The organism is Allobosea sp. OAE752 (assembly GCF_050433265.1).
GTDB classification, from domain to species: Bacteria; Pseudomonadota; Alphaproteobacteria; order Rhizobiales; family Beijerinckiaceae; genus Allobosea; species Allobosea spartocytisi.
Genome location: NZ_JBNPXO010000007.1, coordinates 1 through 14,317 on the forward strand (window position 1 = coordinate 1; position 14,317 = coordinate 14,317).

A 14,317-nucleotide genomic window follows, 5' to 3' on the forward strand; every position below is an offset into this window, starting at 1 on the left:
CTCGCCGTACAGCGTCGCAAACATCTCGCCCCGTTCCCGCCCCCGGCGTCAGCACGATCGCCGCGATCAGCACCCACACCGCTCCCGCCCGCCTCTGGCCGCGCGGTCGGCATGGTTCATCAACGCTGGGCGCAACAGGTTGCAGAACAGCGTTCATCAGCTTGGCCAGGAGATGACACGCTTAGCGTCGCGGCCGGCATTACGCCTTGCAGCCATTGTAAAAGACATCCGCACATTGTCTCGCCCGCAGTGCAATCTCATCGCGATGCGGAGCGCTTCGCTGCCCCATCATCGCAGTGCGCTGCGGCTCCATGATCATCATCCCGCGCAGCAGGCCCGAGGTGATATGGACATCGTCAAAACGCAGGAGACCTTTGTCCTTCTGCCTCGTCAGCCAGGCTTCGATGATGCCGTTCACGGGCATGATGGCTGATTGGTAGAAAGCCCGTGCGACCTCGGGAAACCGCTCGCACTCGCTGATGACGAGCCGCGTGATCGCGATGGTCTCCGGGCTCAGCGTCAGGACGCCGAATGCAAACAGGATGTGCTCAAGCGCGGCCCGCGGATCGTCACTGACGTCGTCGACCACGTCGAGCAGGAAGCGGCCAATGCGATCTTGGATCGTGCGCTCGAACAATTCCGCCTTTGTGGCGACGAGCTTGTAGAGCGTCTTGGTCGAGACGCCGGCGCGCTGCGCCACCGTCATGATGCTCGTGCCGGCATAGCCCTTCGACTGAAATTCGCGATCGGCCGCTTCGACGATGAGATGGAGCGTGTCGGCATCGCACCGCTTCTGGGGGCGTCCGCGGGACCGCTTCACCGTCTCGTGATTTTGGCGCATGACTATTTTCCAAAATTTCGTTGACACACGCAATGTAAGGATTATTTGGAAAATAGCAATTTTCTAAATGACGAAGCGCCCGATCGCGACGCCCAGTAGGAGCTGGATCGATGAGCACACATGAAGATCGCGTCAAGGCCGAGCGGGCCGTGCCTGGCGAGCGGGTTGTCCCGGCAACCACGGTTGAAAAGCCGGCCGATTCTGCTTTGTCGCCACCGCCAGGGGAAAAAACTCACAGCAAGCACGGCCTGCGCCGCCTGGCGCTGGGAGGTGTCGCACTGATCGCGCTCGTGGGCATCGGCTATTGGGGGCACGGGTATTGGACCGTCGGTCGCTTTCAGATCTCGACGGACGATGCCTATGTGAAGGCCGACAGCACCACGATTGCTCCAAAGGTCTCCGGCTATATCGCCGAGGTGCTGGTTCGCGACAACGAGCCGGTCAAGGCCGGCCAGGCACTTGCCCGGATCGACGATCGCGACTTCCGCGTCGCGCTCGATCAGGCGAAGGCCGACGTCGAAGCGGCCCGCGCCGCCGTCGTCAGCAAGCTGGCCCAGCTCGAGGCTCAGCAATCCGCGATCGATACGGCCAAGGCGACGGTCGAGGTCGACAAGGCAAATGCGAATTTCGCCGAGCAGGACAACGAGCGCTACGCCAACCTCGCCAGGACGGGCTATGGCTCCGTGCAGAACGCCCAGGCGGCGGTCGCCAAGATTTCGGCGGCACGGGCCGCGATCGATCGCGATGTCGCTTCGCTCGCCCAGGCCCAAAAGCAGGTTGATCTGATCAAGGCCGACCTGGCCCAGGCGAGGGCCACGGTCTCTCATGACGAAGCCGTTCAGCGCCAAGCCGAACTCAACTTGTCCTATACCGCTGTTCTGGCCCCCGTGGACGGCATTGTCGGAAACCGGACGCTTCGGGTCGGCCAGTATGTCCAGGCAGGCACGCAGTTGATGGCGGTTGTTCCGGTCGCGAACGCCTATGTCGTTGCGAATTTCAAGGAAACACAGCTGACCAATGTGAAGCCCGGTCAAAAGGTCGAGATCGAGGTCGACATGTTCCCGGGTGTCACGGTGGAGGGGCATGTCGACAGCATCGCTCCGGCCAGCGGCCAGGAATTCGCCCTGCTTCCGCCCGACAATGCGACCGGCAACTTCACCAAGGTCGTCCAGCGCGTTCCGGTCAAGATCGTGCTCGATCCCGACCACAGCCTTGCCGGCAGCCTGCGACCTGGCATGTCGGTCGTTCCGACGATCGACACCAAGGTTTCCAAGAACAATTCAGTGGCGGACGCGCGGTAAATCCGCGCGCCCGGCTTGCAAGGAGCTGGGCCATGTCTACGCAAATGCCGGCCGTTGCCCCAGCGACCCCGTCAACCGGGGACAGGGCGAGCTTGTCGACCTGGATCGCGATCACGGCGGGCGCCATCGGCGCCTTCATGGCGATCCTCAACATTCAGATCACCAATGCCTCGCTGCTCGATATCGAGGGAGGCATCGGCACCGGCATCGACAACGGCGCCTGGATTTCGACCTCCTACCTGATCGGCGAGATCATCGTCATTCCGCTGACGAGTTTTCTCAGCCGCGTCTTCTCGTTCAAGCTCTACATGATCTGGAGCACGATCGCGTTCGCCCTGTTCTCGATGGCCTGCGCCTTCGCCAGCAATCTCGGCGAGATGATCGCCATGCGCGGCCTTCAGGGCTTTGCCGGCGGCGTGCTCATCCCGATGGCCTTCACCATGGTCGCGACCCGCCTGCCGAAATCGCAGCAGCCGATGGGCCTGGCCATGTTCGCGCTGGCGGTGACATTCGCTCCGGCGATCGGGCCGACGATTGGTGGTTACCTCACCGAGAACTATGGCTGGCAGACGATCTTCTTCATCAACACGCTGCCCAGCGTCGCGATGGTGGTTGCGCTCTCGCTGACGCTCGAAAAGCAGCCGTTACAGCTGGGCCTTCTCAAGGAGGGCGACTGGGCTGGCATCGCGACGATGGCGATCGGCCTCTCGGCGCTGCAGACACTGCTCGAGGAAGGCAACAAGGAGGACTGGTTCCAGTCGACCTTCATCGTCCGTCTCGCCGCGATCGCCGCCGCGTTTTTGGCGGCCTTCGTCTGGATCGAGTTGACGGTCAAGAAGCCGCTTGTCGATCTCTCGCTGCTGAAGAACCGCAACTTTACGGTCGGCACGCTGTCGAACGTCCTGGTCGGGTTCGGCCTGTTCGGCTCGGTCTATGTCCTGCCGCAATATCTCGGCCAGGTGCAGGGTTATAACGCCGAGCAGATCGGCATGGTCCTGGCGTGGACCGGGCTTCCGCAGCTTCTCCTCATTCCGCTCGTCCCGATGCTGATGAAGCGCTTCGACATCCGCTACATCACCTTCGTCGGCATAGCCCTGTTCGCCGGCTCATGTTTCATGAACACGCATATGTCGCTGAATTATTCCGGTGACCAGCTGTTCTGGCCCAATGTCGTCCGTGCCATCGGCCAGTCGATGGTGATCACGCCGTTGACGGCGATCGCGATGATGAGCATCCAGCCCAGGGACGCGGCAAATGCATCGGGCCTGTTCAACATGCTCCGCAATCTTGGCGGCGCGGTCGGCACGGCCGTGCTTGGGACGATCATCACCAAGCGGGAGCAGTTCCATTCAAACATCATCGGACAGGCCGTTACGCCCTTCCGCGACGAGGTCCGGGGCCGCCTCGACCAGATGACGGGCTACTTCATGTCGCACGGCGTTTCCGATCATGCGGCGGCCCAGCGTCAGGCGGTCATCGCGCTGGGCAAAACGGTGAAGCGGCAGGCGTTGGTCATGGGCTTCAGCGACACCTTCGCGATCATCGGCGTCATCCTGGTCATCGCGGCGGTTGCGATCCTGTTCGCCCGAAAAGGGCAGGGCAGCTCGGCTGCGGCGCACTGATCACCACAAACAACGCCAGCCACCGCGCGCAGGCAAGCTGTCTGTACAGTTGGTGTGAGTGCCGCGCAGCCCAAAAGCACGAGCGCGACATTGGCGTCGGTGCTTGCTGAGACGACGGCGACGTTTCGAGACCTGACGGGCAAGGCTCCACGATCGGTCGGCGCGTGGCTGCGTGAGAACATCGCGGCTTTTCGAAAGCCCTGATTGCCATGCCGCCGGTCGCGGTCGGGGGTATAAACGCCGAGGTTGGAAGATCAGACAGATCGGGAAGCCGACGCTCCTTCGTGCGGCGCCGGTCGGCCGTTCATAGCATCGAACGCCTGTCGCGCGGCATCGACCTCCGGCAGCTTTTCGAGCGTCCATTCGTGCAGCGCCCGGAACGGCTGCTGCAATGTGCGACCAAGCGGCGTGATCTGATACTGCACCGCCACTGGGGACAGCGAGATGACCTCCCGCGAGATCAAGCCGTTGCGCTCCATCCGGCGAAGGCACTGGGTAAGCGCCTTCTGGGTGACGCCTTGCAGCCGGCGACGGATGGCGTTGAACCGCTGCGGTCCATCGTCGAGCACAACCAACACCATCATCGACCACTTGTCCGCGATCTGATCGAACAAGGCCCGGCTAGGACATGCCGACGAGAAGCAGAGGGGTTCCAATTCGAGCATCCAGGTTTCCTTCGATATACCAGGGCGACTTCAAGTGCCTAATTGACGCTAGGTATACAAGTTATACTTAGGCGCTTCATAGTTGGAAATGGAGTCCCTGACATGCCTCATCGTGATACCAGCAGCTTGTTCCGTCCTTTCAGCGTCCGGTCGCTCGAACTGAAGAACCGCATCGTCATGGCGCCGATGACACGGCTTTTTTCCCCTGAAGGCATTCCGGGGCCGGCGAGCGCTGCCTATTATCGCCGGCGCGCGGAAGGCGATGTCGGATTGATCTTGTCCGAAGGAACGGTGGTGGACCGCCCGGCATCGCGTAACGATGCCGGAATTCCTTTCTTTCACGGCGACAAGGCGCTGGCGGGGTGGAAGAATGTGATCGATGCTGTCCACGATGCCGGTGGTCGCATGGGCCCGCAAATTTGGCACACCGGCGCAACCCGCTACATCAACGGCTGGGAGCCCGATGCGCCGGTGGAGAGCCCTTCCGGTCTTGATTCCCCGGGCGACCCGCGCGGTGTCTCTATGAGCGAGGAGGACATCGCCGACACGGTTGCAGCCTTTGCCAAGGCGGCGGCGGACGCGAAAAGGATAGGGTTTGACACGGTCGAGATCCACGGCGCCCATGGGTATCTCATCGATCAGTTCTTTTGGGCGGGCACCAATCTGCGCACAGACCGCTATGGCGGGCTCACGATAAAGGACCGCTCGCGCTTCGCGGTGGATATCGTCGGCGCAGTGCGCGAAGCGGTGGGGCCCGATTTCCCGATTATCCTGCGTGTCAGCCAATGGAAGCAGCAGGATCTCAGCGTGCGCCTCGCCGCCTCCCCGACGGAGATGGAAAACTGGCTGCGGCCGCTGGTCGAGGCGGGGGTCGATGTCCTGCACGTTTCGCAGCGCCGCTTCTGGGAGCCGGAATTCCCGGAGATTGACGGCGAGAACGGGCTCAATGGCGCAGGCTGGGCCAAGAAGGTGACTGGCGCTGCGACGATCGGTGTCGGATCGGTAGGCCTCGACAACGATGTTGTGAACAGCGCCTTCGCCGGCAAGGGATCAACTTCGGCCAGCCTGGATCGCCTTGTCGAGCGACTGGAGCGGGACGAGTTCGACTTGATCGCTGTAGGCCGGGCACTGCTGAGCGATCCCGAGTGGGTGGCGAAGGTCGAACGAGGCGATCACGGGGCCTTGAAGGGGTTCGATGCCGCGTCCCTGGCCGAACTGGTATAATGGTTGCCGCGGGCGGAGGCGGGATTCGTCTCCGCCACCACGGCATTGACGGCAGGATCGACTGCGTCCATCCGGCGCGCGGTTCTGCAGCAACTCCCGAGCGGAGAGCCGCTTCGTTCCCAGGAAGCGCCGTACTGTCACGGCATCGAGATCGCGTGGTTCGCTCAAAGCGCGCCTTTGTCAGGTTAGGCCTCAGAGCGATACGCACGGCTCAGCCCTGCTCAGGAACGATCGTGCGATTCTCGGACGCGGACAGGAGGATCGCTGAGGTCGCCGCGAGCGTGCGGAGACCGTCTTCGCCCGAGCAGACGGGTGCGGCACCGTCGCGGACCACAGCGCAGAAATGCGCCAATTGGGAATGATAGGCATCCGCCGGTGTGACGAGGCGTTCCTCGGAGATCGATGCGGCATTCCAACTCGGTTCCTCGCCCGTGGCATGGCGCCAGATCCTCAGGTCGGGGAACTCAAGCGCCGCCTGGGTGCCGAGAAACCGCGTCGAATTGGCTCGGCTCATTCGGATCGCCGGATTTTCACCGGAGTTTGCGTCCCAAGACCAGGGCGAAGGCGCTGCGTCGCTGGCCGTGACCGTCGCCAGCGCTCCGGTCTCGAAACGGATCAGGACAGCGGTCGTGTCCTCGATCGCCAAGCCGCGACCCATATTCCCAACATGGGCAGTAACAGCCGAAATCTCGCCGCAGAGATGGCGCAGCAGATCGATGTCGTGGATGAGATTGGTCAGCACCGGGCCGGCGCCGGGTTGTGTGCGCCAAGGCACCGTGAAATAGGCGTCCGGCTTCCGCACGGCCCAGAGCATGTTCACGGCGAGCAGACGCCCCAGCTCGCCGCCGCCGATGATCTCGCGGGCCGCCGCCACAATCGGATTGTGCCTTCGGTGGTGGCCGACGAGGAGCGAAACTCCGTTCGCCTCTGCGACGTCGATGATCCTGCGTGCCGACGGGACATCCGCAGAGATTGGCTTTTCGACCAGGAGATGCAGCCCTGCCTCCGCAGCGGCCACGCAGATCGACTCGTGCAGCGGAGTCGGCGTCGCGACGATCACGGCCTCGGGTCGGATTGCGGCAATCATGCTCTCGATGTCGGCAAAGACGGGCACGTCAAGTTCGCCGGCCAGAGCAATCGCTGCAGGCGCAGGATCAACGATCGCACGGAGCGTGGATTCGGGATGGCTGGCGCATAACCGGGCATGGCGCTGGCCGATCGCTCCCGCGCCGATGACCGCGATCTGGACTGGAGCCCGTTCCATCTCAGTGGGTCGCCCGGCCGCCGGTTGCGTCGAAGGTGAAGCCCGAAGTGGCGAGATCGATGCGGATCACATTGTCCCAATGCTCCGGCGGATAGTCCTCGACCCGGTGGATGGGGCCGTTGATCCCGGCATTGTTGATCAGAATGTCGACGCGACCGAGCGCAACCAGCGTCTCGCTGAAGGCGGCCGCGACCGCTGCCGTATCGGCCACGTCGACGACGCGTCGGTCTACCGCCGCTATGTCGAAGCCTTCGAAGGAGCGATCCCATATCGAGACACGGCAGCCGCGATTCAGCAATTCCTTGACGATGGCGAGACCGATGCCGCGCGCCCCACCAGTGACGATCGCAGTCTGGCCAGCGAATTCGGTTGTCATGACCCTGAAGCTCCCATTGACCTGGCCTGGGTGGGCTGGCTGCGGGAACCGGAGCGCGAGCACACCGGATCCCGCCTGTGATCGCTACCGCGCCTTCTTCAGAGCCTCGTCGTATTTGGCGACGATTTCGGTGTATGCGTCCTCGGCTGTGCCATTGCGCAGAATCATTCGCACCGTGGCGTCGCCGATGATCTGGTTGAAGGTCGAGCTGATCACGGAATAGTTGACCATCTTGCCGCGCGCCTTGATCAATTCGGCCCAAGCGAGTTGGTTGGCCGCCTCCGGCTGCTTGAAATAGGGCGCCTGATAGGCAGAGGCGCGCGATACCACCTCGCCACCTTCGGCTGCGATCGCCTGCGCTTCGGGACTAGTCATGAACTTCGTGAAGGCCCACGCCGCCTCACGCCGAGGAGAATTGGCGTTGACGACGATCTGGAAGCCATAGGTCACCATCTTTCCGGCGGGCGCGAAGGCGGGCGGCGGCGCCCAGGCGAGGTCGTTGCCGGCTCCGCCGGACTGGATGGCGCGGAAGCGGAACAGGCCGAAGGTTCCCTGCGCGATCGTGCCGGCTCGCAGGCCGTCATGGGTTTCACTGTACCCGAACTGCGCGTTTGTCGGCGGCGTCGCCTTGCACTTGCCGTACATGTCTCGAATGGTCTGGAGAGTCCGGATCACGGCCTCGCGCGGCGCCTGGAAGGCGCGGCCGTCATCCGCGAAATAGTCACCGCCTGATTCCGTCACCATCGAGCTGAAAAGGTTCTCGGCCAACGCCTGGGCGCCCCCGACACCACCGCTCGATCCGAGCGGAATGGCATAGCCTGTGACGCCGTCCTTGTTCAGCTTGCCGCCGGCTACGCACGCCTCGTCCCAAGTCTTCGGCGGCGTGACAGCGGCTTTATCGAGCAGGCTCTTGCGATAGAGCAGCACAGGGATACGGTAATCCTGCTGTATTCCATAGATCTTGCCGCCGACCTTGGTCTGGGCGAGCGGAATCAGCCAATCGGTCTCGCTGACGTTGTCGCGCTTCAGCAGGTCGTCAAGCTGCAGCACCGAGCCCGTGGCCACGATTTCCGAAATCGACCAGTTGGCGAAGCGGGCAATATCTGGCGAATCCGACTTGCTGCGAAGCGCCCGCGCCGACGCGCTTTGGGTGGGGTCGATGACAACCTTGACCTTGATGTTCGGATTGGCCTTCTCGAAGGCCTCGATCATCCGTGTCTGCGCGGCAGCGCGGGGATCGGCCTTGTTGTTGGGGTCGAGGAAGGTTGCGTAAGCAATCTCGACCTGTTGGGCATGGGCGGGTGCAGGGGCAAGGGCGCTCAGCGTGAGCACGATCGATGAGGCAAGCAGCGCGAATTGGCGGCGGCTGGCACGCGAATTTTTTGTCTGGATCGATGTCGTCATGGTTCCCCTTCTTTCGGTCTGGTTTCTCGGTGGCGGTGGTCGGCATGGGCATCGCTATCCCTTCACGGGACCGGCGGCAGCCCGCCAAAGAACCCGTGCCGGGCGAAACTGAAGAAGGTGATCACCGGCAGCGAGCACCTCGTTGACCAGTTGACCAGTGCGACCTGCAGCTTCCCGCTGGCGTTTCCGGGCGCGAATACCGCGACCGCGATGTCGTCGGCGCTGCCCAAGGCAACATGCTGTCAATTCGCAGCGCATGAGGGAGCTTTCGCCGACACGAACGCCGCGATCAGGACTGACTGCTACCGGCCGAGGGATTGCAGATTCCAACCCCGCTTCTTCAGCTCCGCGATGCCGGTGTTGATCGATCCCAAAGGTTCATTCTCGCGAATGATTTCGAGGACCACGTTTTCGACTTTGCAGGTAGCGTCGACGGCTTTTGCCAGCTCCACAAAATCGACCACCCCCGTGCCGATCGGATCATGGCCCCATTCCTCAAGGCCCGTGTCGGAGATATGGACGAGCCCGATTGCCGAATGCCCGGACAGCAGGGTCGAGACGGGATCTTCCTTGATGTACGCCGCGTTCGCGACGTCATAGACAATCTTCAGATTTTCACTGTTAACGTCTTTTACGAGCCCGAGCATTTCATCGAATGTCGGCCTGAAGCAATAGGGCGTGTTTTCGAACAAGAGGCGGACGCCAGCCTGCTCGGCCCGCGGCAACAGAACGTCCAAGCTTTCGTACAGCCAGCCAAATGTCTTCGGAAGCGATGGAGAAATCATCGGGCGCCTTGTGCCCGGCGAGATGACCACCTCGGCTGCGCCCCAATCGTAAGCCAGCTCGATCACAGCCTTGATGTGATCCGTGCTCTTGCGTCTTATATTGGCTGCGGGACTCGCCAGATTGATATCGAATCCACCGGCGTTGAGACACCGCACGCTTGCGCCGCAATCCTGCAAACGCTTCTTTCCGTCCGAACGCACCGCCCGCGTCATCTCGTCCGGCCAACAATGCGGCGAACTGATCGGCACCTCGAACACATGGTAGCCGTGCCGGGTAAGCTCGCACATCGCATCCACCGCCGTCGCGGACCAGATGTATGAAAACGTATTGATGATCATTTTATAAGAACTCCCTAGACGCTCGTTGTTTTTTTGAGGACGGACTGGACCGATCCGATCTCAAGAGGCTGACAACAACAGTTGATCTCAGTCTCTTGAGGCGATTGAGCCAATAAATCCTCGGTCAAGCGCCTTGAGGCGTTGAGCTCGGGCGGCCAGGAATGTGGCTGAGAATCGACTTGGTAAAACCACCGTCGACACACAGATCCTGGCCCGTGATGTAACTCGATAGCGGGCTGATCATGAATTCGATCGCATTGGCGATATCTTTCGGATCACCGATCCGGGAAAGCGGGATCAGCGCCTCCCTCGCCTTCTTGATCTCGGGATCGGCGTACATCTTCGCTGACATGGGGGTGTGCGTCATGCCGGGGGAAACGACGTTGACGCGAATGCCGTCTGGCGCCCACTCCAGGGCGAGCGTTTGCGCAAGCATCCTGAGCGCAGCCTTGGTCGGGCTGTAGGCGCCCGATCCCTCGTGCGGTACCTGCCCTGACATCGAAGACGTGAAGCAGGCTGCGCCGCGGCTTGCTTTCAGATGAGGGTAGGAACTCTTGGCGAGCAGCCAGGCGCCGCGAAGGTTGATGTCGAACATCCTGTCCCATTCGGCAACCGACAGGTCACAGATTTTCCCGGGGCTCGCGACGCCGGCATTGCAGACGAGAGCGTCGAGCCCGCCGAAAGCTGCCACCGTCGCTTCCACAAGCTTGGCGGCAGCGTCGACACCGCTGAGATCTCCCGACAAAGCGACGGCCTCGCCCCCCATCTCCCGCACCGCACGGGCAACCTCCTCCTGCGGTTCAGAATCCTCTCGACCACAGACTGCGATCTTCGGACGCTCGCCTCTCGCAAGGGCGGCTTCAGCGATGCGCAGGCAAACCGCCGCTCCGATCCCGCGGCTTCCGCCGCTCACCAAGGCTCTCATCGATCGTTCCTCCTGTTAAAATCGGGTCTCGTCGCCGCGAAGCCCATCCAATCCCGGGGCTTGTGGCGTTGGTGCAGGGTCCAGATCGCGTCGTGGCGATCTCTTTCGACATCCGTCATGCCCGCCATTCAGACGGTGACGCCGAGCGGCCACGGAGCGAACTCGGCCGATCCGAAATCGAACAGCTCGCTCTTGGTGCGCTCGCCGGAGGCGACCCGCAGAATGAGGTCGAAGATCCGCTGCCCGGATTCCGGTACGGTCTCCTCGCCCTCGAGGATCGTGCCGCAATTGACGTCCATGTCCTCCTCCATGCGCCGGTAGAGAGGAGTGTTGGTGGCGATCTTGATCGACGGCGCCGGCTTGCAGCCAAATACGCTGCCGCGCCCGGTGGTGAAGCACACCACATTTGCGCCGCCGGCCACCTGACCGGTCGCCGCGACCGGATCGAAGCCCGGCGTGTCCATGAACACGAACCCCTTCGCGGTCGCGGCTTCCGCGTATTGGATCACGTCCACGAGGTTGGTGCTGCCGGCCTTGGCCATCGCGCCGAGCGACTTTTCGAGAATCGTCGTCAGCCCCCCGGCCTTGTTGCCAGGAGACGGGTTCGCGTTGATCTCCGCCCCGTGCTTGCGGGTGTAGTCCTCCCACCAGGACATGAGGCTCACCAGCTTCTCGCCGACCTCCCGGCTGACGGCGCGACGGGTGAAGAGATGTTCGGCGCCGTATGTTTCCGTCGTTTCCGACAGGATCACCGTCCCGCCATTGCGCACGACGAGATCGCTTGCGACGCCAAGGGCAGGATTGGCCGAGACGCCGGAGTAACCGTCCGAGCCGCCGCATTGCAGGGCGATTTTGAGCTCGCTTGCGGGAACGGTCTCCCGATGCACATGGTTCGCATCGGCGAGAACCTCCCGCACGAAATCCATGCCGGCCTCCACCGTCTTGCGGGTGCCGCCCATGGCCTGGATATCCATGTTGCGGATGCGGTCGGTCAGATTGTGCTCCTTCAGCATCCCGCTGATCTGATTCACCTCGCAGCCGAGCCCGAGCACGACGATGTGAGAGAAATTGGGGTGGCGCGCATAGCCGGCGAGCGTGCGCCGCAGAAGCTGCAGGGGCTCTCCTTCGGCCATGCCGCAGCCGGTCTTGTGCGTGAGCGCAACGACGCCATCGACATGCGGATAGTCGGCGAGCGGCTCGATCCCGAGAAGGGGATGCCGCTTGAACGCATCGGCCACGAGCCCTGCGACATGGGCGCTGCAATTCACCGAGGTGAGGATGCCGATGTAGTTGCGGGTCGCGACGCGGCCGTCCGGCCGGCGAATGCCCTCGAAGGTGGCGGGGACTTCGACATAGTGCGTGGGCTTTGCGTCTCGGCCGTAGGCATAGTCCTTCGCGAAATCGCCCATTCCCATGTTGTGAACATGGACATGGTCTCCAGGGGCGATAGCGGTGGTCGCAAAGCCGATCACCTGATTGTAGCGGCGAACCGGCTCGCCTTGAGCGATCGGGCGCGCAGCGGCCTTGTGTCCAGCAGGAATGCGAACGGAGGTTACGACCCCGTCCGCAATGGGCGTATCAGCCGGCAACGCCATGCGCGCAATGACGACATTATCGTCGGTGTGAAGGCGTATCACTGGGTGCATCGTCCCGGCTTCCTGTGTGTGAAACCGCGCGTCGACCGTGGCAGGGCGCGCCGTTCTTGCTGGTCGGGCCGTGTCGTTGGGAGCCGGCCCTGGCGCCCTAAGGGCGGCGATTTGGCCTCATCGGTTGCCGACGAGGTCGAATTGCAGGCGGTAGACTCCCTGCAGGGCTTCCTGAGCGCCCAGATCAGCCAGCACCGCGTGGCTCAGATGAGTGGACAGGACATGCTCGACCGCCTCCTGCGTGGCTCCTTCCACGATCAGGACCCAACGAGGAACCATGTTTGCGGCGCGCCCGCGCTGCTCGGCTGTCTTGACGTTGCTCGCGCTCTCATCGGCCCGGCAGATATGCGCTGCGGAGATCGCGGCTGTTTTCGCCACCTCGGGCAGGATCGCTTCGGAGACCGTCTTGAGAATTTTCGGATCCTGGCCTGGTTCGCAATCGAAGCGGATCGTCCCGATGAAACCACCCGACCCCGCGCCCAGCGAGACCTCGACATCGCACAGCGAGCGAGCGGTATTCCTGAAGTGCTGGACCGAACGTGTGGTCCACTCGGTCGGGCTGTTCAATCGCGCCAAATAGTCCGCTCCGGTGAGCACGGACTTGTCTTCAACCTCGTAGAGCGTGAAATACTCCGGCGTTCCCGACAAGGCGATATAGCGGCGTCCGCGCAGAAAGCCGGGTATGCCGACCCGCTCCGGAATATGCTCGCGGTCGTGCCATTCGTAGAAATTGGCGCGTCCCTCGTCAGTGATATCGTTCCAAATCGCGATGACGCCGGATCCTGACAACGACATGGGTGTTTCCTCTTTCGTCTGTTTCCCGTTCGGCTCGATCGATCTCAGAGGTCGACGAACGCGCTCGGCATCGCGGCGGGTTCGAGCCGCTCGGGGGGAGGGGCCCTATGGGGCATGCTCGACTGTTTGGGGGGCGCCGCCATTGGCTGCGGAACGGTATGCTGCCTCAAGGACAGCCATCGCGTGTTCGGCTTCGCGCAGACCTGCGAAAGGCGGGCGCCCCTCGACCAGATCCGCCCAGCTGCGCCTCAGGAACACCGGGTAATAAGCGTCGGTGTTGTACTCGACCGTTATGGACTGTCCCGCCGCCTGATCGCGTGCCTTCAGATAAAGTTGGTCGGCATATCCCCGTATGTAGGAGGTGCTGTGCGAGATGGAGAACGCGAAGTCGCGCTGATCCTCTGCCGTCGACGGATACAGGTAGCCCGTCTCGATCACTCCGATCTGGCCTGCCGCATTTTGACAGGTGAGCACAGCCTGCTCGTCGACCGTGACGTCGGGTCGATATGTGCGTGCCTGGGCTGAAACGTGAGTGATCGGGGCGCCCGTCAGAGTCGCGATCAGGTCGATGAAATGGATGCCGACATTCAGCAGTGACCCACCGCCAGCCTGCTGCTTGTCCAGCATCCAGCCGCACCCGTTGCGCTCATAGCGCTCGACCGGCCCAACGACGAACCGGAACGAGAGGTGCTGAAAGCCCTCCGGCGTAAAGCCTTCGGCGGGCGACAGCCGCGCGGCCCAGTCGCTCACACGATTGATGAAGGGAACGCTGACATAGACGCCGCGCTGCTCCGCCAATTGCCGGATTCGGCGAACTTCCTGCAGATCGAGCCCGCAGGGCTTCTCGATCAGAAACGGAATACCACGCTCGATGAGCCGCTCGGCCAGTCCCGCCATCCTGGAATGACGGCTGAACACCAGGGCAAAGTCGAATTCCTCTTCGAGAAGCTCTTCATTGGAGTCGAAGAGCTTGCAGTTCAGTTGTTGCGCGAAACGAGTGCCGGCAAACGCTTCACTATCCGAGATCCCCACGACCTCGATGCCAGGGTCTCCCAGCGGCGACAGATACAGTGGGAAATGCCAGTGGCTGACGTCAAATATGGCGATCTTCATCGGAAGCTCCGTGACAA

General features: G+C 62.5%; 14 protein-coding genes. 3 read left to right on the top strand and 11 right to left on the bottom strand.

Annotation, left to right across the window (positions count from 1 at the left end; translation table 11 throughout):
• Positions 1-199 precede the first annotated feature (199 nt).
• Complete coding sequence (locus GGC47_RS18250) at positions 200-841, bottom strand: TetR/AcrR family transcriptional regulator (protein ID WP_038367004.1); 642 nt, start codon at positions 839-841, stop codon at positions 200-202.
• A gap of 110 nt (positions 842-951) precedes the next feature.
• Here GGC47_RS18250 and GGC47_RS18255 point away from each other — a divergent pair, with 110 nt between their 5' ends.
• Complete coding sequence (locus GGC47_RS18255) at positions 952-2,142, top strand: HlyD family secretion protein (protein ID WP_142023234.1); 1,191 nt, start codon at positions 952-954, stop codon at positions 2,140-2,142.
• Between the two features lie 32 nt (positions 2,143-2,174).
• Positions 2,175-3,764, top strand: coding sequence for an MDR family MFS transporter (locus GGC47_RS18260; RefSeq protein WP_142023235.1), 1,590 nt, complete (start codon positions 2,175-2,177; stop codon positions 3,762-3,764).
• Positions 3,765-4,018: 254 nt separating this feature from the next.
• Here GGC47_RS18260 and GGC47_RS18265 read toward each other — a convergent pair whose 3' ends face one another.
• Positions 4,019-4,429, bottom strand: a complete 411-nt coding sequence (locus GGC47_RS18265) for a winged helix-turn-helix transcriptional regulator (protein WP_142023236.1) — start codon at positions 4,427-4,429, stop codon at positions 4,019-4,021.
• Positions 4,430-4,531: 102 nt separating this feature from the next.
• Here GGC47_RS18265 and GGC47_RS18270 point away from each other — a divergent pair, with 102 nt between their 5' ends.
• Entirely contained in the window at positions 4,532-5,653 is a 1,122-nt protein-coding gene (locus GGC47_RS18270; protein ID WP_370954822.1) for an NADH:flavin oxidoreductase, read from the top strand.
• A 211-nt stretch (positions 5,654-5,864) separates the two neighbouring features.
• On the opposite strand, the gene GGC47_RS18275 is transcribed toward GGC47_RS18270, so the two are convergent.
• From GGC47_RS18275 to GGC47_RS18315, 9 genes are all read right to left on the bottom strand, one after another.
• A complete protein-coding gene (locus GGC47_RS18275) occupies positions 5,865-6,917 on the bottom strand; it encodes a Gfo/Idh/MocA family protein (RefSeq protein ID WP_142023238.1) in 1,053 nt (350 codons plus the stop codon).
• 1 nt (position 6,918) lies between these two features.
• The gene (locus GGC47_RS18280; RefSeq protein ID WP_142023239.1) at positions 6,919-7,293 is read right to left on the bottom strand and encodes an SDR family oxidoreductase; all 375 of its coding nucleotides are present in this window, start codon (positions 7,291-7,293) and stop codon (positions 6,919-6,921) included.
• Positions 7,294-7,377: 84 nt separating this feature from the next.
• Positions 7,378-8,697, bottom strand: a complete 1,320-nt coding sequence (locus tag GGC47_RS18285; RefSeq protein ID WP_142023240.1) for an ABC transporter substrate-binding protein — start codon at positions 8,695-8,697, stop codon at positions 7,378-7,380.
• A gap of 62 nt (positions 8,698-8,759) precedes the next feature.
• A complete protein-coding gene (locus GGC47_RS18290; protein WP_185748062.1) occupies positions 8,760-8,927 on the bottom strand; it encodes a hypothetical protein in 168 nt (55 codons plus the stop codon).
• A 72-nt stretch (positions 8,928-8,999) separates the two neighbouring features.
• Positions 9,000-9,821 carry a sugar phosphate isomerase/epimerase family protein gene (locus GGC47_RS18295; protein WP_142023241.1) on the bottom strand — a complete coding sequence of 274 codons (822 nt, stop codon included), beginning with the start codon at positions 9,819-9,821 and terminating at the stop codon, positions 9,000-9,002.
• Positions 9,822-9,945: 124 nt separating this feature from the next.
• The gene (locus GGC47_RS18300; RefSeq protein ID WP_038367025.1) at positions 9,946-10,746 is read right to left on the bottom strand and encodes an SDR family NAD(P)-dependent oxidoreductase; all 801 of its coding nucleotides are present in this window, start codon (positions 10,744-10,746) and stop codon (positions 9,946-9,948) included.
• Positions 10,747-10,874: 128 nt separating this feature from the next.
• A complete protein-coding gene (locus GGC47_RS18305; RefSeq protein WP_142023242.1) occupies positions 10,875-12,392 on the bottom strand; it encodes a UxaA family hydrolase in 1,518 nt (505 codons plus the stop codon).
• Positions 12,393-12,509: 117 nt separating this feature from the next.
• Positions 12,510-13,187 (bottom strand): DUF4286 family protein, encoded by a 678-nt coding sequence (locus GGC47_RS18310; RefSeq protein ID WP_142023243.1) that lies wholly within the window; start codon positions 13,185-13,187, stop codon positions 12,510-12,512.
• A gap of 105 nt (positions 13,188-13,292) precedes the next feature.
• Entirely contained in the window at positions 13,293-14,300 is a 1,008-nt protein-coding gene (locus GGC47_RS18315) for a Gfo/Idh/MocA family protein (RefSeq protein WP_185748063.1), read from the bottom strand.
• Positions 14,301-14,317: the final 17 nt, after the last annotated feature.

What these genes read in the sequence shown, in the direction of transcription:
- GGC47_RS18250 (WP_038367004.1), bottom strand. Translation starts at nt 841, where the DNA reads ATGCGCCAAAATCACGAGACGGTGAAGCGGTCCCGCGGACGCCCCCAG.
- GGC47_RS18255 (WP_142023234.1), top strand. Translation starts at nt 952, where the DNA reads ATGAGCACACATGAAGATCGCGTCAAGGCCGAGCGGGCCGTGCCTGGC.
- GGC47_RS18260 (WP_142023235.1), top strand. Translation starts at nt 2,175, where the DNA reads ATGTCTACGCAAATGCCGGCCGTTGCCCCAGCGACCCCGTCAACCGGG.
- GGC47_RS18265 (WP_142023236.1), bottom strand. Translation starts at nt 4,429, where the DNA reads ATGCTCGAATTGGAACCCCTCTGCTTCTCGTCGGCATGTCCTAGCCGG.
- GGC47_RS18270 (WP_370954822.1), top strand. Translation starts at nt 4,532, where the DNA reads ATGCCTCATCGTGATACCAGCAGCTTGTTCCGTCCTTTCAGCGTCCGG.
- GGC47_RS18275 (WP_142023238.1), bottom strand. Translation starts at nt 6,917, where the DNA reads ATGGAACGGGCTCCAGTCCAGATCGCGGTCATCGGCGCGGGAGCGATC.
- GGC47_RS18280 (WP_142023239.1), bottom strand. Translation starts at nt 7,293, where the DNA reads ATGACAACCGAATTCGCTGGCCAGACTGCGATCGTCACTGGTGGGGCG.
- GGC47_RS18285 (WP_142023240.1), bottom strand. Translation starts at nt 8,697, where the DNA reads ATGACGACATCGATCCAGACAAAAAATTCGCGTGCCAGCCGCCGCCAA.
- GGC47_RS18295 (WP_142023241.1), bottom strand. Translation starts at nt 9,821, where the DNA reads ATGATCATCAATACGTTTTCATACATCTGGTCCGCGACGGCGGTGGAT.
- GGC47_RS18300 (WP_038367025.1), bottom strand. Translation starts at nt 10,746, where the DNA reads ATGAGAGCCTTGGTGAGCGGCGGAAGCCGCGGGATCGGAGCGGCGGTT.
- GGC47_RS18305 (WP_142023242.1), bottom strand. Translation starts at nt 12,392, where the DNA reads ATGCACCCAGTGATACGCCTTCACACCGACGATAATGTCGTCATTGCG.
- GGC47_RS18310 (WP_142023243.1), bottom strand. Translation starts at nt 13,187, where the DNA reads ATGTCGTTGTCAGGATCCGGCGTCATCGCGATTTGGAACGATATCACT.
- GGC47_RS18315 (WP_185748063.1), bottom strand. Translation starts at nt 14,300, where the DNA reads ATGAAGATCGCCATATTTGACGTCAGCCACTGGCATTTCCCACTGTAT.